This is a genomic window from uncultured Porphyromonas sp. (assembly GCF_947254915.1).
Taxonomy (GTDB): domain Bacteria; phylum Bacteroidota; class Bacteroidia; order Bacteroidales; family Porphyromonadaceae; genus Porphyromonas.
Map to the genome: position 1 here is coordinate 1 of NZ_CAMYEZ010000023.1, position 18794 is coordinate 18794.

The 18794-nt window shown below is 48.8% G+C and carries 13 protein-coding genes, 3 pseudogenes and 1 CRISPR repeat array; of the genes and pseudogenes, 3 read left to right on the top strand and 13 right to left on the bottom strand.

What is annotated here, in order from left to right; all coding sequences use genetic code 11:
* Window positions 1–161: 161 nt before the first annotated feature.
* Window positions 162–1484, top strand: a complete 1323-nt coding sequence (locus Q0X57_RS02715) for an oligosaccharide flippase family protein (protein ID WP_297727265.1) — start codon at window positions 162–164, stop codon at window positions 1482–1484.
* 104 nt (window positions 1485–1588) lie between these two features.
* A CRISPR array of direct repeats spans window positions 1589–2494; the repeat unit is 32 nt; unit sequence TTTCAATTCACGCACCCCATGTGGGGTGCGAC.
* 1 nt (window position 2495) lies between these two features.
* Here the strand turns inward: Q0X57_RS02715 and cas7c are convergent.
* The 8 genes from cas7c to Q0X57_RS02755 all read right to left on the bottom strand — a co-directional run bounded on the left by cas7c (window position 2496) and on the right by Q0X57_RS02755 (window position 11348).
* Entirely contained in the window at window positions 2496–3359 is an 864-nt protein-coding gene (cas7c, locus tag Q0X57_RS02720; RefSeq protein WP_297727268.1) for a type I-C CRISPR-associated protein Cas7/Csd2, read from the bottom strand.
* A gap of 11 nt (window positions 3360–3370) precedes the next feature.
* Window positions 3371–5263: a type I-C CRISPR-associated protein Cas8c/Csd1 gene (cas8c, locus tag Q0X57_RS02725; RefSeq protein ID WP_297727271.1), complete on the bottom strand. Its 1893-nt coding sequence runs from the start codon at window positions 5261–5263 to the stop codon at window positions 3371–3373.
* A complete protein-coding gene (gene cas5c, locus Q0X57_RS02730; RefSeq protein ID WP_297727274.1) occupies window positions 5260–5976 on the bottom strand; it encodes a type I-C CRISPR-associated protein Cas5c in 717 nt (238 codons plus the stop codon). The genes cas8c and cas5c overlap by 4 nt, the downstream gene beginning before the upstream one ends.
* Window positions 5977–5982: 6 nt before the next feature.
* A complete protein-coding gene (cas3, locus tag Q0X57_RS02735; RefSeq protein ID WP_297727277.1) occupies window positions 5983–8289 on the bottom strand; it encodes a CRISPR-associated helicase Cas3' in 2307 nt (768 codons plus the stop codon).
* Between the two features lie 135 nt (window positions 8290–8424).
* The gene (gene fic, locus Q0X57_RS02740; RefSeq protein WP_297727279.1) at window positions 8425–9300 is read right to left on the bottom strand and encodes a protein adenylyltransferase Fic; all 876 of its coding nucleotides are present in this window, start codon (window positions 9298–9300) and stop codon (window positions 8425–8427) included.
* Window positions 9301–9352: 52 nt separating this feature from the next.
* Window positions 9353–10369 (bottom strand): SPFH domain-containing protein, encoded by a 1017-nt coding sequence (locus Q0X57_RS02745; protein ID WP_007364817.1) that lies wholly within the window; start codon window positions 10367–10369, stop codon window positions 9353–9355.
* 22 nt (window positions 10370–10391) lie between these two features.
* Complete coding sequence (locus Q0X57_RS02750; protein ID WP_297727282.1) at window positions 10392–10847, bottom strand: NfeD family protein; 456 nt, start codon at window positions 10845–10847, stop codon at window positions 10392–10394.
* 15 nt (window positions 10848–10862) lie between these two features.
* Entirely contained in the window at window positions 10863–11348 is a 486-nt protein-coding gene (locus tag Q0X57_RS02755; protein ID WP_297727285.1) for a glutathione peroxidase, read from the bottom strand.
* A 65-nt stretch (window positions 11349–11413) separates the two neighbouring features.
* On the opposite strand from Q0X57_RS02755, the pseudogene Q0X57_RS02760 reads away from it, so the two are divergent.
* Both Q0X57_RS02760 and Q0X57_RS02765 read left to right on the top strand, forming a co-directional pair.
* A pseudogene (locus Q0X57_RS02760) lies at window positions 11414–11572 on the top strand (helix-turn-helix domain-containing protein); the annotation flags it as partial.
* Between the two features lie 5 nt (window positions 11573–11577).
* On the top strand, window positions 11578–11877 hold the full coding sequence (locus Q0X57_RS02765; RefSeq protein WP_297727289.1) for a helix-turn-helix domain-containing protein: 300 nt from the start codon (window positions 11578–11580) through the stop codon (window positions 11875–11877).
* Window positions 11878–12386: 509 nt separating this feature from the next.
* Here Q0X57_RS02765 and Q0X57_RS02770 read toward each other — a convergent pair.
* From Q0X57_RS02770 to Q0X57_RS02790, 5 genes and pseudogenes are all read right to left on the bottom strand, one after another.
* Window positions 12387–13433, bottom strand: a complete 1047-nt coding sequence (locus Q0X57_RS02770; RefSeq protein ID WP_297727292.1) for a hypothetical protein — start codon at window positions 13431–13433, stop codon at window positions 12387–12389.
* A gap of 21 nt (window positions 13434–13454) precedes the next feature.
* Window positions 13455–16604, bottom strand: a complete 3150-nt coding sequence (locus tag Q0X57_RS02775; RefSeq protein ID WP_297727294.1) for a C1 family peptidase — start codon at window positions 16602–16604, stop codon at window positions 13455–13457.
* Window positions 16605–16823: 219 nt separating this feature from the next.
* Window positions 16824–17934, bottom strand: a pseudogene (locus tag Q0X57_RS02780) (StlD/DarB family beta-ketosynthase).
* Complete coding sequence (locus Q0X57_RS02785; protein WP_297727297.1) at window positions 17931–18545, bottom strand: TetR/AcrR family transcriptional regulator; 615 nt, start codon at window positions 18543–18545, stop codon at window positions 17931–17933. The pseudogene Q0X57_RS02780 and the gene Q0X57_RS02785 overlap by 4 nt, the downstream one beginning before the upstream one ends.
* 144 nt (window positions 18546–18689) lie before the next feature.
* Window positions 18690–18794, bottom strand: a pseudogene (locus Q0X57_RS02790) (site-specific recombinase); the annotation flags it as partial.

An 18794-nucleotide genomic window follows, 5' to 3' on the forward strand; every position in this document is an offset into this window, starting at 1 on the left:
ACCGAAGCCGAATCCCGAAAGCAACACAGCGATTCGCCTTTATGCAATAGTCTCAATAGATGGAGACTATCCGCCACGGGAGCCCTGACACTTGGCGCAGGCTTTGGCTGCGACAACTAATTCGTGAGAAGGTAGTACCTTTGCCCTCGTACTGAAGCCCTATGAGCCTCAGACGATCACCCCAAGATAATCAGATGAACCAGTCACCCCTTCCAGCACCGAAGCACCTCCTCCAGAGACTATGCGCTATGGTCAGAGGCAATAGACTAGTCCTAGAGAACTTCCTCTCTCTCGGACTCATCAACGTGCTGAACTCCTCCTTTCATCTGATCATCTACCCGATACTGATCCATCGTGTCGGCGCCGAGGCGTACGGAGCCTATGTCTACGCCTTTTCGGTCATCACATACTTCGTCACGCTGGTGACCTACGGCTTGGACATGATCGGCACCCGCTACCTGGCTCGCTACGACAAGGAGGGCGACCTAGCGGGCAAGTCCGACATCACTTCGCAGATACTCTCTAGTCGCCTTTACCTGCTCCTCCTTTCCTTCCTCCTTTTCCTGCCTATCGTCTTATGGGTCGGAGCCTTGGCCGACTACCGGGCGCTCCTCTGGGCAAGTTTTCTCTCAGTAGTGGCCTGTGTCATCATGCCCAACTGGTACTTCATCGGGATCCAGCGCACCCGCATCTACCTCTACATACAGATCGCCACGAAGGTGCTCCTAGCCGTTGCCATCATCCTCTGGGTGCTCACGCCAGAGCATATGACACGCTACGTCTTACTGGCTTCGGCAAGCAATATACTCTCGGCGGGAATCGCCTTTGGCTATATCTTATGGCGCGAAAAGCTTTCGCTACGCCTCATCTCACTGCGCAAAAGCTTAGCCCTCCTGCGAGAGGCTACGCCACTCTTCCTCTCTTATCTGGTGATGACGGTCAAGTCGGCTGGACTCAACCTCGTGATCGGTTCGCTCTTTGGCATGACCTCCCTAACGGGCTACGACTTCTCAATGAAGATCGTCAGCGTCGTTATGTACATCACCAAACAGCTCAACGTGGCGCTCTTTCCCTCGGTCAGCACCAGCTATACGACAGAGCGCATACATCGTATACTGCGTGGCGAACTGCTCATGGGCATCGCCTGCATGGGGGCGCTCATGCTCGCTGCTAAGCCGATCATCTGGATCATGGGTAATGGCCCGATAGAGGATCTTATCCTACCCGTCTTCCTGCTGATGACGGTGCTGATACCGATATGGCTTATCTCGGGCTTCTTCATTGAACTGGTCCTCACCGCCAATGGGCGCAACCGTGAGGTCTTCATCAACCAACTCCTCTCGCTTGCGGTCATCGCGCTTGGAGCCCTGATCGCCGTGCTCCTACAGGTGAAGTTGATCGCCTTCGTCGTCATCGTCATCCTCTCGGGGCTCATCGAGATCGCCTTCCTCTACGCCACCGGCCGCCGCCGCGCCCTCATCTGACGCTGCGTAGCAATCTTAGCTCGTAAAAACAGAGACAGCCCCCACAAGCGTATCCGCTCATGGAGGCTGTCATCGTATTCGTGCCGACTGCCAATCGCTCTCCTCTTCCAACTCACGCACCTCGTGTGGGGTGCGACGCAAGTTATCAACATCGGATACAGTCATATGACGGTTTCAATTCACGCACCCCGTGTGGGGTGCGACCTAGCAACCGTGCTGGTCTATTCTGTATTCAAGATGTTTCAATTCCCGCACCCCGTGTGGGGTGCGACTCCCATCTGCTCCGTCTTCATGTCGATCACCGCCTGGTTTCAATTCACGCACCCCGTGTGGGGTGCGACTCAATCTTATCAATATCACCAGGACGAGATAGAGTTTCAATTCACGCACCCCGTGTGGGGTGCGACCACAGCGACCCTCCAGCAGATTGTATAAGGTAATGTTTCAATTCACGCACCCCATGTGGGGTGCGACGGGATAATAGAGATTTACAGCATCGTTACATTGTTGTTTCAATTCACGCACCCCATGTGGGGTGCGACTTGCGTGTCTCGTACTGCGCTAAATACTGGATGGTTTCAATTCACGCACCCCATGTGGGGTGCGACACTGATCGATGTGATCGCTACGATCAGCTCTAACCTGTTTCAATTCACGCACCCCATGTGGGGTGCGACATTTTACTTCGGCTAAGACCTCTACACAGTATGGTTTTCAATTCACGCACCCCATGTGGGGTGCGACTTGCTGGCGATGGTTGCCTCGTTGGTGCCTCGTGGTTTCAATTCACGCACCCCATGTGGGGTGCGACTTCTCCCTATACCCTCGGTTCACCCATGTAACCGTTTCAATTCACGCACCCCATGTGGGGTGCGACTATTTTACTTCGGCTAAGACCTCTACACAGTACGGTTTCAATTCACGCACCCCATGTGGGGTGCGACATGGACGCAACTACACTACAGCAGGCGAGACCAGTTTCAATTCACGCACCCCGTGTGGGGTGTGGGCTTAGACGAGCTCGACGATCTCGACACCCTGGAGTCCGTTGCGATTGATCTGGACGGTGTAGTCGGAGAAGTCGCGTGCGGGGCCTGTGAACCCCTCTCGCCGTGCTACGGTGACACGGTCAAAGAGCTTGTGCGCAGGCGCATTGCCTAGAGGCGAGTCGTGCTTGAAGACAATCAACTTCTGCAGGCTCATGAGTCCACGGGCTGCTGAGTGATCTAGGTCAAACATCTTCTGGAGTGCCTCCCAGAAGAGGTTCAAGTCATCCTCCGTGAAGCCTGTATCCTCAGCAAAGTGTGGCGTCACGAAGCCATACATCTTATATAGTCCGTAAGGCACAGTAGCTTTGCGCCCCATAGTGCGGTTGCCACCCTTGTCGTCAGCCTCTTCGTTGGCCTTTTGCTCCTTAGCATCTGTGGCAGCCATACGTGTGATGGTATGCTCGTGGGGGAAGATCGGATCAATGGAGCGTGCGAAGGTTAGCTGAATGGGACCACGCACCTGACCAGCATTATTGCCTGTGGAGAGGACAGCGCCGAAAGCGCGTATGTCGTAATACTTCTGACACATGAGGGCACGAGCCTTGTCACGGTCTGAGGCGTTTTTCGTCTTAGCATCCTTGCCTGTAGCCTCTTCGACAGCCTCATTGATGGAGTCATTGAGGACGGAGTTCTCTCTGACGAAGATACCTTGGTCAGTCGCCATCTGTATGTAGTTGCGCACCTTGCGCTTGATACACACATCAGTGACGAGTCCCTCGCCAGTCTCAGGGTCTACGCGGGGCAGGTTGCCACCATCAGGGTCTCCATTGGGGTTGCCATCCTTGACGTCAAAGAGCAGGATGAAGTCATATCTATTCTGTAACATGATTATATGGATTATTGTTCTGTTTCTTCTGTTGGGTTGGTTGTCTCTTCCTTCCTATAGGTATCAACTTTCTGATGATAGTAGCCTACAGCGAAGAGGCTCTGCTCATCTAGCGAGAAGGTAGCGGGGAATGTGGGCGCCTCAGCTGGGATCAAGGCGAAGATCTCTCCGAGGAGCTTCTCAAGATTTACCGCTAGTCCAGGCTTCTCCTTGCGTAGCTTGCTCAGGTGGTGGTTGGATAGTGCGATGAGTCGTCCCATCACCATGTTAGGGCGAGTGGAGGCGCTAGCGTAAAAGCGATCTCGTATGGTCGCATTGACCCCTTTGCCTAGTGAAGCCTGCTGGATCTGCTCGAGGACGGCAAAGAGGCGTCCGGCGAGGTAGGCGATGTTGTCGTTTTGCTTGTCTAAAGCCATATCTAGTTCTTTTAGATGTTTATATACTCTTGCTTTGCGATTGATGCAGCCCTTGAGGATGGCTACACATAGATCAAATCTTTTCTTGTATCCTTTCTTTTCTTTGTTGGACTTTTGTCGGAGTATTTGAGGAATCCTACTAATACATGCTTGCTGTAGTGTGAGTGGGTAGGGGGTGCCATTGAGGATACTCTCGACGATGCTCTGTATCAAGTTGAGTTGAAATTTCTTAGAGCTGGGCGCCGTGGAGACTGTAGAAACAGTGGACACTATATTATATAGAGAGCGTAGGGGAGGGTTCTCCTCATCTACGAAGCCATCCCAGCTGATGATGTTCATATCGACGAGATGCTGGTAGACCCTGTCGAAGATCTCCGATACAGTCCCCTGCTGCCAATACTTGACGGAGATGCGTGCACCTTCATTGAGGGTTAGTCCAAGGATGTAAAACTGTCTTGTGTCGTCCCAATGCTCTCCGTGACCACGGTTGCCACGGATAGCTTTGAACTGCTCGAGTACTTTGTAGGTGTACTGCGTTGGGTCTGGGGCTTTCTTTTTACTCTTACTTTTTCGCTTAGGCTGCTCGTCGTCTGGGTCAGACTGCTCCTGAGTGTCATCATTCTTTATACCTTCAAAGGTTACGGTGCGAAAAGTCTCGTTGATACTAGGATTGTCAAGATCCGAATTCCAAAAGACGTAGATCAGACTTCCAAGAGAATAGCGTGTCTGTTGGTTACTTAGTAAGTTGTTGAGAGCCGTGGTATGAGTAAAAGAAGCATACGTTGATACAAAGGCATTGGATCCTTGTTTCTTGCCATAAGACTGAGACGACGGGTCATTAAAACTAATAAGAGTAGTCCCTGGTTTAGCATTTGGCATCTTTATACGAGGATGGATTCTTGCAATTGGAAGTCTTTCTCCTGTAATCAAGCATCGTCCTTCAATCTTGCTCGCTAGAGTCTTTTGAGCGGCATAGTCGTACGCATCCTCTTGTGTAGCTAGAAGCTCTGTGTCACCTTGTAGCTGGAAGGTCATCCAGTCTTCCTCAAAAACGCGCTCGGTGTGAGCATCCTCGGGCAGAGGAGTCTCGGCGCCACGATAGTGTTCGTAAAAGCGACAGACCGCCTTAAAGCAAGCATTGTCTGGGTACAAGTTTGCAACTTCGGATATGGCTCGCTTGAAGTCTTCAAACTGATTCATACAGAGAGATACACCCTCCGTACTTTCTTCATACCCTAGGATATACTTGCGATTGTCCCAAAAGGGTTGTGCAGGTGGACGTTGTCCACTGCGCTTTTCTGCAATTGGGACAAGATACTCCCGCCCCATATTATCGTTTGGGTCTTTGAGGTTTTTCAGTCGAACGAAGGAGCCATCTTCGCGAATGACGATGACCCAGCCAATGGGCTTGACCTCTTGTCCCAAGGGAGCGATGCGATCCATCTTGCGCATCGCCTCGTAGTAGTTGTATAGTGCTTGTAAGATCATCTCAGTATCTCATTACTATCCATCGGGGGGACGAGGATGACACCCTCGGTCATCTGCGCATGATAAAACATAGCTGGGGGATTCTTCCTATCCCGCTCGAAGTCCATGTCGTAGAGCATGATGCTCAGGTCGCGACTCTCAGGAATAGGCTTGGGCTCTAGTGATGTCTCTCCATGCTCTAGGTCCACATACTCAAAGACGCAGGTGAACTCACGGCACCCTAGGTAAGGCATCGTGAAGCACTGCCCAGCTTTGGCTCTGCGCTCGAATATCTTTTGGTATTTCCTTGGGTTCTCCGCTTTGCGCTCGGCTTCGCTGTACTCCTCGTTGTAGTGCTTCTGACAACTAGCTGAGCGACTTCTTACGGGGATGTAGACCATCTTGGCATAGATCCGATAGTCTACATCACGTAAGATGTAGGAGGCGCGCTGTCTGCGATCCTCTGAAACGTTGATGCCAGTACTTCCTTTGCTCATGATAGAGGCCACCTCGTTTCGCTTGATGGTAAACCGCTTGATCGGGGCTAGCACCTCTATCTTCGTGATCTCCCAGCGTATGGCGGGCTTCCAGTAGATTGCCTGAAAGATGGCTCGCGCTGCACTAGGCGTGATCACATCATAGCTGACACGCTCCACCTTCATCTCGGGGCGTGTGAAGCAAGCGAAAGGGCCACGCACACGCAGGCAGTACTCCTTATCTATGTACTCTTCCATATCTGTTTATGCTGTCATGAATGTTGATGTCTGATCGATTATCTGTATCCCAGTCTCCGTGCTGTAGAGCTTATCATCGGTCAAATAAGCGATGCCGCCCTCGCTAACTGAGATGCTTCCCTCCAAAGTTAAACAATCTTTTCGTTTTAGACCAACGGTAAGACGATTCATTTGTCGGTACTCCTGTCGTGTCAGCGGAATGTTGCTTTGGAGCTTCTTGATGATCGCTTTTCCCGCATCGCCATAGGGTATAACGATCGGGGTATCCTGATTCTCAATGTATCTAAAGTTCTCGCTCGCTGTCTCGTAGTCAAAGCGTAGCCCCTCACATCGATCCTCCCCCTCATCCCAAAGCAGTTTGGAAACCTCCTTATCTTTTTTGTTGTCGAAGCAGTCGACATCATTATAGAACGCCTGGTAGTAACGCTCGATCTCGGCTCTCTGTGGAGCTCCCTGCTCAGTCAGCCGATCAAGCAGATCCTCCAGGGCACCTTGCGCCCAGCTCATCTCACCCGGGATGTCCGTCCCATCAGTAAGGCGAAAAATGTAGACCTCGCCAGGCTCTGCCATATGCCCCTCACGGTTGCACCGACCAGCGGCCTGCATGACCGAGTCTAGACCCGCCATCGCTCGGTAGACCACGGGGAAGTCTAGGTCTACACCAGCCTCGACCAACGGTGTACTGACGACACGCACCGGCTCTCCAGCCTTCAGGCGATGGCGTATCTCCTCTATGCGCTTCTGAATGTGCGCCGAGCACATCCTTCGTGAGAGATGTATCAGCCCCTCGCTTGCCTTCTCTTGAGCTTGCAGAGCGGTATAGAGACGAGCCGCGTCGTTGCGACTATTCACAATACAGAGGAAGCTCTCGTGCTGTGCCAACCGCTCGGCTAGCTCCTCCGTTGAGAACCGAAGTGGGTCCCAATGGTAGCGAACCTTGTCAAAGGGTGCGAAGCGCTCAGCATCATAAGGTACAACCTCCTGAATGCGCTCCTTGAGGAAGAAAAACTCATGGCCGATCCGCTTACTGTCTGCTAGGATGTTTTTGTCAAAGACTGGTAGCGTGGCGGTACAGAAGAGAGGCTCCACACGAAAGGCGTAGTGTAGACTCTCCACCACACGCAGGATCGGGTTGAGTAGTCGAGGGGGAAACATCTGCACCTCGTCAAAGACAACGACCGAGTTACAAATGTTGTGTAGCTTGCGACAGCGACTCACACGATGGGCGTAGAGCGACTCGAAGAACTGCACGTTGGTCGTCACCACGAGCGGCACATCCCAGTTTTCCGTCATGAGCTTGGTGTACTCCAGAGCTTCGTCAGATCGCTCCTTGGCATCTACATCAGAGTGATGCTCCAGCACTTGATCCCCCCCAAAGATGTCCCTAAAGGTTTGCGCCGTCTGGGTGATGATCGAGGTGTAGGGGATGACATAGATGATGCGCTCACACCCCTGCGCTATGGCATGCTCCAGAGCCCACATCATCGAGGAAACCGTCTTGCCGGCACCTGTGGGGAGCGTGAGCGAGTAGATCTTTCGCTGAGCCGTGCGCCCATGGTTGCGACACTGGTCGAGGAAGGCTGCTCGCGCCTCATTGATCCGCCCCTCACGGTTGAAGTGCGAAACATATTCCTCTAGCTGAGCGCGCATTTGCTCTAGCGAAGCCTTGGCACTCTGACGAACAAGGCTCTTGTCGGGAGACATAAACCGCTCCGTGTCAAGGAAGTCTGCGTCTACTAAACAGGAGAAAAGCATTCGAACCAGTAGCTGGTAGTTCTTTTCGTCTAGCTCATCCCATATCGTAGTAACCTTGTCTAGAGAGGCTTTGTGAAGCAGCTCTTCAAGCTGATTCGCCTCAGGTCGAAGACCCTTGACCAAGTTCGCTACTGCTCTCTTAGTATCACTAGAACTGACAACTTGCCCTCGCCACTCGGAGTCATTGTAGAGACCTCGGTGGTGAGCCCCGATGCAGAGCGAGAGGATCTTGAGAAGTTGCTGACTACCGCCTGCTTGCTTTAAGTCGTAGGCGTAGCGTGCTCCTGCGGGGCTGTGTGGGGTGCGCCACCCGTTGAGCGTTGGGTCTAGACCTGACTGTTGACGAATGTAGCGCTGGAAGCCCTCCTGGTACTTACCCAAGTCGTGCAGGAGCCCCAGCAGGTAACCGATCTCGCCAAGCTCTGGGTAATCGGTGATGCGCTCAGCGTAGCTCTGCGCCAGCTCCGCCACGCCGTGTAGATGGTCTAGTAGAGGCTGCGTCTTGTAGGAGCCATCCTCTAGAGCCCTTACGTGGGCTATCTGCTCTGTGTTGCTCATAGGGTTGGTTGTTCTTTACTTGTATTGCTTTGATACAACGGACGCACAGATCGTGCGTCCCTACAAAGGGCTACACGTCTGTGCGTCCGTTTCTGCTGCAACACTTAATAGTCGTCAATCTTTATCTTGGAGGGCTCAGTCTTCTTGCTCATAATAATACGAGTAGTCGATCCCCTTCATAAAAGTCTCTCTATCGTTTACCTTATCCGTAAGTGCAGCGTGTAGTAGACATCGCAAGCTTGTGGCATCTGCCACACTGGCTCTCATAGCTTCGAGATAGGTATACTTATCCACTTGGCTCCAGTCCACACACAGCCCAAGTTGCTTCTTGAGCATTAAGTCAAGCCAAATACGTGTGGCACGCCCATTACCTTCCCTAAAAGGGTGAGCGATATTCATCTCCACATACTTATCAATAATCTGCTCCCATGTCTGCTCTGGCATTCTCTCTATACTAGTGAGGGTGTTAGGTAGGTACTGAGCCATGGCAAACTGAAAGCCTCCTTTGGCGATATTGACTTGCCTGATTTGTCCTGCAAAGTCGTAAAGTCCACCAAATAGATAGGCATGTATCTGTTGCAGTCCTTGCACCGTACCCACTTCGATACTGTCTAAGAGGTCGCTTTCAAAAAGGGTATACGCTTTGGAGCGACTGCGCCCATCAATAGTCTCTTCTCCTCCCACAAACCACTGCACGAAACGCATAGCCCGATCATTGGGAAAGTTCTGTGCGAGAGCCACGACTCCTTTGTCATCAAGGGTGTCCGTTAGGCGCTTCTTCCCATCAGGAGCGAGGAGTTTCAACTGGTTAGTGGCACTAACCACTTCACTTTCCTCCCTTTTGAGTTTCGTCTTTAGATACTTCCAGTAGTTTCTGTTTTTGTTGTAATCGTCTTGGTCGTTGAGCACTCCTATGATGTCCAACACAGAGAACCACCACTTAGACTCAGTATCGTCCCAAACGGCTCGCACCTCTCGGTCATTGAAAAATCGTATCGAGATCTTGCTCATACGCTACGTGTGAGTTTGCTAGGCATCTATGGCATACGCTACCAAGGCGGGGCTAGTGCTTGCCGACCTTGGTGAGGAGGTTGCCCACCTCGCTGGCGGAGACCTCCTTGATGCCACCGAGAGCGGAGAGGATGCCCGTCGCCTCGTAGGGGAGGAAGAGCGTCTTGTCGGAGCTGTTGCGGCCGATCTTCTCGAGCGTGTCTAGATAGCGCATAGCTATGAGGTACTGCGTAGGATTGCTGCCCGTGCTGGCGACTGCGGAGGTGATGCGCTCGATGGCCTCTGCCTCAGCCTCTGCACGAAGGATGGTAGCACGAGCGTCAGCCTCAGCAGCAAGAATCTGCGCTTTCTTCTCACCCTCGGCATGGTTGACCGACTCAGTCATACGACCCTCAGACTCACGGATCATAGCTTCCTTCTGACCCTCAGCGGTGAGTACCTGAGCACGCTTATCACGCTCGGCACGCATCTGCTTTTCCATCGCATCGCGTATGTCTCGGGGCGGGTTGATGTCTTGTAGCTCCACGCGGTTCACCTTGACACCCCACTTATTCGTCGCCTCGTCGAGGATGTCGCGTAGCTTGCTATTGATCGTGTCACGGCTGGTGAGCGTCTCGTCGAGATCCATCTCACCGATCACGTTACGCAGCGAAGTCTGCGTGAGCATCTCGATAGCTACGGGGAGGTTGGAAATCTCGTAGACCGCTTTGAGCGGCTCGACGATCTGGAAGTAAAGAACCGCATTGATCTCAGTCACAACGTTGTCACGGGTGATGACGCTCTGACGGGCGAAGTCGTAGACATTCTCTCGTAGGTCGATGCGGTCAGTATTGATAAAGCGTACGAGCGTGCCCCCCTTGCTGGATGAAGCTGTGATACGCCAAACCATAGGGCGTGGCTTATCAATGAAAGGAATGATCAAGTTGATACCCGAGGGGAGCGTCTTGAGATAGCGCCCGAGACGCTCGACGATCATTGTCTCAGACTGCTGGACGATAACCAGACCCTTGGCGATGATGTAGATGACTAGGAGGACGAGTACGCCCAGTACGATGAGGGATGCTTCCATATATGTGTAATGTTTGGGGTTGTTATTCTGCTGATTGTGTGATCGGCTCGACGATCATGACGATGCTATCGTTGCTGACGATGCGGACCATCTCGCCACGTGGGATGACCATGTCGGGTGCAACCGTGCGGGCGCGCCAGTTGTCCCCGTCCACAGCGATGCGACCCGTCTCTCGACTAGCGTCTATGCACTCGGTGACACGAGCCGTGCGCCCGTAGAGCGCCTCTATGCCCGTGCGAGCGGTCTCTTTGTTGCGATTGAGGCGACGAACCATAGGGCGCAGGAGCAAAAGGGCAAGGATCGACCCAATGCAAAAGGTAATCACCTGCCAAGTGATCGAGGCGCCGAGGGCTGCGGGCAGGATTGCCAGCAAAGCTCCTATGCCAAAGCAGGCGACGACGAAGCCGGGCGTGAGTAGCTCAACGAGTAGGAGCAGTAGCCCAGCGATGAGCCAGAAGTAGATGGGAGAGTCAAGCATAGCTTTAGTTGTGGATTAGAGGAGAGCTTCAATATCCTTGGCTAAGTTCTTCGGGAGCTTAGCCGATCCGTAGCGGGTTATCTCGGTGCCGTCACGGGAGATGAGGAACTTGTTGAAGTTCCACTGTATCGGCTTGACTGGCAGGTCTGAGTCTTGGCTCGTCTCCTCCTTGAGGAGCTTGAAGAGCGGGTGGGTGTGGGGTCCGTTGACCTCTACCTTCTGCATGATGGGGAAGGTGACGCCGTAGTTGACCTGACAGAAGTTGCGTATCTCCTCGTCGGTGCCTGGGTCTTGCCCGCCAAATTGGTTGCAGGGGAAGCCGAGCAGGACGAGCCCCTTGTCGTGGTACTGCTTGTACAGCTCCTCGAGCCCAGCCAGTTGAGGCGTGTAGCCACACTTGCTAGCGGTATTGACGATGAGGAGCACTTTGCCGCGAAGGCTCGCTAAGTCTAGCGGCTCGCCTTGAGAGGTCAGGACGGTGAAGTCGTATATAGTTGCCATAGTATTCGTTGTTCTTTACACTATGACAAAGATACACTTTAGCCGAGAGAATTGCAACAGTCTTCAATGGGGATGTCTGCCGAATACTAAACATCAGTAAGCGAACATTGCAACACTATCGGGACTCGTCCGTGCTGCCCTTTATCCAAATCGGACATAAGTGCTATTACAAGCGAGAGGATGTGGAAGCTCTCCTCGCTAACTCTAACACTCGTAAAGGTTAACGACTATGGAGTACGAAACTATCAATAAAGAAACACCAGAGATGAAGCAACTCATCTCTGGCATTAAAGGTTTGACGAATCAAGTGAGAAATATCGCTCAAACTCATCGTCCTCTTTTTGAAGGTGAAATCTACCTCACAGGACGGGAGGTTTGCGAGAGACTGTTCCTTTCCCCTCGCACCCTGCAAGACTATCGGGATAAGGGCATTATCCCTTACACCCAAATCGCAGGGAAAATCCTCTATCGGCTCTCAGACATAAACAGAATACTGGGTGAGAACTATAGGAAGCGTGTTAACTTGTAATCGCCACGATTCTTTTATATTTAATCGAGTAGGTCGGGAAACGAAAGTTTTCTGACCTACTTTCGGTATGACGTATCCGTCATACAAAGCAAAAGTGGGTGTATCAGGAAAAGCTCCTTAATGTCGTGAGGTGAAAAGGAGATGTCAAATATTTACTTCCAGAAGATAACCGAATTAAGTTACGTAGGGGCGGATACAGATCTGCCCCCACACGAGTCTTAGTGAACTTCAAAACTGTGATATAGGAAGCTGGTTTCTGTCATAATAGTACCGAAATGGTAATGGTTAACTTTTTCAAAGGTACTAAAGATAGAGCCAGCTTCTTTCTTAGCCCAAAGTTAAGTCATCACACAGAATCTCGGATGAACCACATTTATTTTACTCCCGATACTCGCACGTCATGCGGATTTTTCTGTACCCTATATGGAGGTAGTTTTACCTATTCAGAGAAAAGAGGAGAGAAGCTCTCAGCCCCCCTCCTCATTTACACAATATATGACTGCTAGTCCTTATAGGATGTAAGGAATAGTCTCGTCATCAACCACAACAAAGATCTTCTCGCCCTCATAGCCGAACTTAGCCAAAGCGTAACTCTCGTAGAAGGATGTAGTACCCACAAGAGTTGTGCCATCAGATCGATAAACGGTCAGGTCGTGATGCTTGTCATCATTTACACGAATGGTCAGTCCTAATTGGTCTCGCTCTATCTGCACGTCAAGCGATTCTCTAGTCAAAGGTGCTGTAGTCCCTCTCGTTTGCTTGATGTCGCATAGTCCTGATGGGTGAAACGTATATACATCCCCAGTTGGAGAGGTGTAGCATAGAGGGGTGTAGTCAAGGTAGGTAAAGCCTGGCACCACTCCTAGTTCCTCTTTGTTAAACAAAAAACCAAAGGAGTATCCGATACCCTCAATCCATTGGTAAACTTCTAGAGAGGAGCGTGGCTTATCACTCTTTACAAGCACTCTCTCAAGAGTGTATACTATGCGGTTAGCTCCCAGCATATCTCGCGTACGAATATCGATCACTCGTAGGAGAAAGGGTTGCTTCCATCCCAAAGCTCCCTGTTCATAGTCCAAGGAGAGTCGTTCATCATTATCATATCCCGAGTAGACCCTCACAGTGTCACCGACCTTATAATTATAGTCAAAGAGGACTACTTCCGCAGGCTGCCCATCAACCTTATTAGGATCTCGGAAATTGCAACGTAGATAGATCTTCCCTTTGTCTAGATCTTCTCGAACATATAGATTCTCACGAAATTGGGATTTCCCTATATCAAAGTAGCTTTTCCCATCAACCTCTTTGATTTTGTCTAGTTTGAACGTTTCTGTCGAAGAATTAAAAGTTGCGTGCCTCTCCAAGGCGGTCGATGTATCATTGGGCACATCAACAATGTGCAGATCCCTTCTCAACAAATGCCACTTGGCTCCCGCCTGTATGGTCGGGATGGTTGGCTCTGTTTTGGAGACAGGCTTTGTCTCTTGAGCCGATATGTCCCCAAAGCTAGTAAGGAGGACGACTAGTGTAGCTGTGATTATATTGAAGAGTTTCATAGTTGTACTGTCTTGATTTGTTTATAGCCTATGAATCTTTTGTGTAGCGATGAGAGCTGTTCCATCGTAGTAGTGGAGGAGGTATTCCCCGCTAGGTAGTCCAGTAAGGTCTGCCGTCAGTATTTTCTCTCCTTGTGTAGATATGGTGTAATATGTCTTGCCACTTTCTGCTGAGGTGATTTTAATTACACCGTCTTGACGAGCGTCTGTAAGCTCTATAGAGAGTATTCCATCGGTGGGGTTAGGATAAAGCTTCATAGGCGATGCCTCAATAGTAGCTTTTTGTGGTAGTGATACTATCTTGCGATCTAAGAAGCCGTCTTTGGTAGCTTCTACCGATAGAGTTATATCTTTTAGGCTAGATCTTGAGGATAGCTCTAGTTCTTTGCCCGTTGCAATTTCTTTGCCGTCAGATGTTGACCAAATGTATTTAGCGGGTTCACCAATGTCATGTGCTATGAGTTTAGAATCTCCATCAACAATGGTCGCCTCCGCACTGAACATAGGTCTAATATCCTTACGAAGTATGTAAGTGTTTCCTCCGATACAGTCGCCAGTCTTAGCATCTAAAGCTTGCACTCTTACTGTAAACTCCTTTTGGTCTGTTTGCTTTTGTACCAAGAAGTTCGCTTTAAGCTGAAGATTCAATTGTCCCTTAGGTGCTAGGCGTATGCCGTCTATATGTGCGACCGAGTCTACTCGAATAAATTCTGTCGGTAACGAAGGAAGTCCCTTTTTAGTCCGATATGATTGATCGTAGCGGTATGATAGCTCGAATTGATCCTTTACCGTTTCATACTTTTGAATTCCATCATCATAGTTTATATGAAGGTTGATATCCTTAATCTTATCTCCGTGGTTGATGACAATAATGTCGTTAAGATCTATTCCTCCCAATCCGTTGTCGGATACATTAATAATGTGGACATTCTTTTGTGCAACATTGTTGTTGGCTTGGACATACTTGCGAAAGTCTCTGTGATCTACTAGATAGTAAGAATCTTGGATCTCTGTAATCTCTGCGAGCAAACAAGCGTGCATCTCTTTAGAAGTTTGATCAAGGATTAGTTCAGCTGGCAGAGTCCAAGGAATCTCTATAATGGTAGACCCTCCTGCTGGGATAGAGGGAATAGCGACTGATTCAATCTCACCACCTGAGACGACCTTCTTTCCATTGGAAATGGTTGTCTTCTCTTTCCCGTGGAAGGAATCCCACCCCTGCGTTGGACTAGAATATGACCAATAAAGTCTCACCATAGCTCGAGAGATAGAGGGTTGAACTCCTTTGTTATGTATGCGCAGATATACATAGCAACGATTACCCACGCTAAAGTTCGGGTTTTGATGCTCTTCTACCTTATCATTATTTTGGCGTACCCAAATGTCAGGACTCTCCCATTGTGGGGCATCAATGAAGTATGGTTCGACACCTTTGTCTTGTTTGACATCTCGAATGTATAGGTCTGTCATACGAAGTGTGTCGCAAATGCCGTATTCATTCATCGGTCCTAGTAGTGGGTTTGAATCATTTCCATCTTGTTCTTTGGGAATGAATATATCATAGAAAGGTCTACCTACTAATCCCCAACGATAGTAGCCATCACCATCCTCGTCATAAGCTTCAATCATAGAGTGCTTATAAATATGGCCAGGACGATGACTTTCAGTAAGCTTCCCTGATAGATAGTAAAGATCATTGATTGAAGGGACACAAATACGAGGGTCACTTGCATTCCGATGCTTCACTCTTACAAAGTAACTATAGCCACCATTTCCAAAGTTGTCTCCAAAGCTATTTTTAAAGCTCCAGTAAACTTTGCCACAGAGGGGATGGTCTGCAGGAATAGGATCCGTATCTGTAGGCCAATAGTTAAGTAATAGTCCAGGCTTTATTACTCCATAGCCGGACAGTAGCATTTCGTGTCCTGGTATACTTGCAATAAGCGGACCTTGATTAATCAGTGTATGCATCACCTCTTTGGCATCAAATCGAGCGAGTTGTAAAACATCCTCTACTTGATAAGTTACATCAGGATTCTCGGGCTTATTTTCACAAGGTTGATACTTTTTGTCAAAGGGGAACTCGTCTTCTGTAACAATGGGCTGTTTTAGATACTCTGCAACTAGAGGCATAGCTGTTGACCAAATGGGTCCACACTTATCTTTTCTCTTTTGAAGTTCTGTAGGGTCTGTACAACCCTCTTCCAAGGCTCCCGAACAAGCTATGATTTGCAATACTGAAACCTGTCTATCTACGTTTTCTCCGTAATAACGTTTGATATAGCTTTCCATAGCAGATGCAGTGGCTTGAGCCCAGCATGAATATGTGTCGTACTGTTCTCGACAAGAAGTATTCCAATTGATCCCGTGCCGATCACTCCAGTCAAAGTACTCTACATATGGATAAGTTGTTGTATCTAAAAACTCCATTTCATCAAAAGGAGTGGCCATCGGAGTATAAATGCCACCGCCATAATGCTCCAAACCATATGCATCAACTTCGTTCAAAAACGATAAGTTTTGACGGTTTTCTGCATAGGAGCGTAGAGACAGAGATGTCTGCTTGGCTACCCAAAGGATATTATGCTCCTTGTTATAAGCGTTGATACGATCAATTTGAGATTGGATGGCATCCTGTTTCAGAGTATAAAATCTACGAAGTTGATATATCTTGCTGATGTTGTTATTGTGGGAGGTAGCCGTATGTACCTTATCTAGGTTTACGACACACCCACTAGTTCTGAGCATAAGTTTCTTAGGATGTACTCCAAAAGCGAAGAGAGCCGTTTCAAAAGCCTTGTTTGAAAGCGAGATTGGTTTATTCAATTGGTTGAAGATAGCAATATCCCGGTATACAAGATATTGTTTGCCTGCTTGATCCTCAAAGAGGATGCTAAAGTAACCCTCCTTACTAGTAAAGGTTACTGAGAGATCTACTGCTAGAGCGTAGATTGGATGCGTTTGTTCCTCACTAGAGAAGGAGAACTCAGCTCCTTCTATTTCCTTTGTACTAGTCGAACCAGATCGAAGATCTCTCGTAGGAGATGCCTTGAGTGTGACAGTCTCTGCGCATAGGACTAGAGGATTGATACTCTCTTGCGCATTGATATGGTAGCCATATATGCCACTGAGTAGCGTTATGACAAGCGATAGGATTAAGGGTTGTTTCATAATACTATGTATTTATGCGGTTGCTTCCTACTCTGATAGGTTTTCGGATCCCCCTCCTGTTAGCCAGTTGGTCTGAGAATCGTTTTTGTCATCAAGGACGATTCTGCTCCTTGCGGTCTGTGTAGAGGACAACGTATGACCTGGTTTGAAGAACACGTTCTTCTATTTTCGAGCTATGGCTGCACTCTATATATCATCGTGCACTATGATATTTCGTATTTATTGAGCGGTTAGTAGCACTGTTCCATAGGAGAACCTGCCACTTTCAGGGACAAGAAGGAGTATCTTTTGCCCATGCTTTATCCCTTTCATTCGCATCAGCTCTTCCAACGCCACGTAAATGGCAGCAGAGCCAACGTTCCCGACAGATGGGAGGTTGACAAACCACTTCTCTTTCGTCAATGCAATACCACGAGATTTGAGTTCTTCATTCACTTGGTCGTAAAAGAGCATTGAGGAAAGATGTGGTAACACGTAATCAACCTCTTCTGGATTCAAGTTGTGTTTAGCGAGAACGGTTTCGATATGATCCACCCAATACTTGATGGCATGCTTTTTTAGCTGACGAATATCCTGCTTCCCTACAAGAACACCACGATCCTTGATTTCCTCTGGAGAGAATTCTTTCCAACTTTTTAGCCGTCCATTTGGTTCCAGCTCGGACGCCATAAACATACAGGTCGGCAACTCATTGGCATAAGATGTCATTTCCACCCACTCCACTTTAAGAGAGCAATCTCCCCCGGGGTGGTCTTGTAGCAATACAGCTCCAGCTCCATCTGACAACATAAACCTCATGAAATCCTTCTCAAAAGCCATATAAGGATCTTTATCTGGATTGTCGTGTGTCGCCTCATACTCGGGATCGTAAAACTTGGAGACCAATGCGGGAGATGTCAGCTCGGAAGCTACACAAACAGCATTGTCGTGCAACCCTGCGAGGATATTGCTATAGCAAATCTTCAGAGCTTGTAATGAGGTCAGACATACACCAGCAGAAGAAAATATCTCCATCGGGAAGTTACCCAACTCACCATGTACCATAGAGGCGTGCGATGGGAGCAACTGATCTGGAGTACTTGTGCCACAAGCTAAGAGAGTGATGTCACTTGGGACAGCATTTTCTTCAAACAGTCCCAATACCGCTTCTTTTGCAAGTTGAGCATTAGAATGAGTGATCTTATGCTCTTATACCATTTTGTTTGAGGACAATAGACCGAACCCTCGACGGTTTTCCACCAATGAGACCGATATAATCCTCTATCTCCTCGTTGGATACAGGCTTATTAGGCAAAAAGACCGCAACCTTATTGATGTATACATTCCTCATAAGCGTATAGAATTATATAGCAGTAAGTATTTCTTTTTCAACTCGTCAATATCCAACTCATTCCCTGTTATGGAGTGGATAAACGAATCTCCATAATATAAAGATCGAAACATAGATACGACCAGAAGCGGGTCAATGCTTTGATTCAGCTCCCTAGCAGAGAGACCTTTCTCGTAATATGTTAGCCACAATTGTGTTATTTCTTGATCCAAAGCTTTGCATCTATCATTAAAACCTTCGTAATGAAATTTGGCAGAGGATAGTAGGTTGATATACTCCGTGGAGTTCGCATCTATAAGGGTGTTCCTTACAGAATTCATCCGCTCTTTCGTGAGATTTAATTCGTTCATAATAAAGCTAAGGAATGGCTTCTCATTTGATGCAAGCTCCTCTCTCTTTAAGGAGTTAGATAGAAGTTCAAAGACGAACTTGTCAATGACCGCTCTGTATAATCCTTCTTTGTTCTTTACCTTATAGTATATAGCTCCTCTAGACAATCCGATTATTTCTTCCAAATCCGCCGTAGTGACATCCGCATACTCCTTCACCAAAAAGAGTTTGAATGCCCCTACGAGTATTTGATTCCTACGTTCTTCACTTTTGCTCATCATTGCTTAGTACTACTGTAATAATATTCTTTCTGAGTGCCAAGTTAGACATAAAAAATCAAACCACCAAATTTTGGGCGAATTTTCTTTTTCCGCACATTCCACCCCCACCCTAATATTCGTGTAAAAGGGCTCTTCATGTAGGCTCTAGTTCGTTTTTCTCTTGATCAACTTATCCATATCCCTTGCAATCTTTTGGTCGGTGACTTGGGCGTAGATTTGCGTGCTGGCAATAGACGAATGCCCCATCAT

Excerpts from the sequence above, each read along its gene's own strand:
- Q0X57_RS02715 (WP_297727265.1), top strand. The coding sequence starts at position 162 with ATGAGCCTCAGACGATCACCCCAAGATAATCAGATGAACCAGTCACCC.
- cas7c (WP_297727268.1), bottom strand. The coding sequence starts at position 3,359 with ATGTTACAGAATAGATATGACTTCATCCTGCTCTTTGACGTCAAGGAT.
- cas8c (WP_297727271.1), bottom strand. The coding sequence starts at position 5,263 with ATGATCTTACAAGCACTATACAACTACTACGAGGCGATGCGCAAGATG.
- cas5c (WP_297727274.1), bottom strand. The coding sequence starts at position 5,976 with ATGGAAGAGTACATAGATAAGGAGTACTGCCTGCGTGTGCGTGGCCCT.
- cas3 (WP_297727277.1), bottom strand. The coding sequence starts at position 8,289 with ATGAGCAACACAGAGCAGATAGCCCACGTAAGGGCTCTAGAGGATGGC.
- fic (WP_297727279.1), bottom strand. The coding sequence starts at position 9,300 with ATGAGCAAGATCTCGATACGATTTTTCAATGACCGAGAGGTGCGAGCC.
- Q0X57_RS02745 (WP_007364817.1), bottom strand. The coding sequence starts at position 10,369 with ATGGAAGCATCCCTCATCGTACTGGGCGTACTCGTCCTCCTAGTCATC.
- Q0X57_RS02750 (WP_297727282.1), bottom strand. The coding sequence starts at position 10,847 with ATGCTTGACTCTCCCATCTACTTCTGGCTCATCGCTGGGCTACTGCTC.
- Q0X57_RS02755 (WP_297727285.1), bottom strand. The coding sequence starts at position 11,348 with ATGGCAACTATATACGACTTCACCGTCCTGACCTCTCAAGGCGAGCCG.
- Q0X57_RS02765 (WP_297727289.1), top strand. The coding sequence starts at position 11,578 with ATGGAGTACGAAACTATCAATAAAGAAACACCAGAGATGAAGCAACTC.
- Q0X57_RS02770 (WP_297727292.1), bottom strand. The coding sequence starts at position 13,433 with ATGAAACTCTTCAATATAATCACAGCTACACTAGTCGTCCTCCTTACT.
- Q0X57_RS02775 (WP_297727294.1), bottom strand. The coding sequence starts at position 16,604 with ATGAAACAACCCTTAATCCTATCGCTTGTCATAACGCTACTCAGTGGC.
- Q0X57_RS02785 (WP_297727297.1), bottom strand. The coding sequence starts at position 18,545 with ATGATGAGCAAAAGTGAAGAACGTAGGAATCAAATACTCGTAGGGGCA.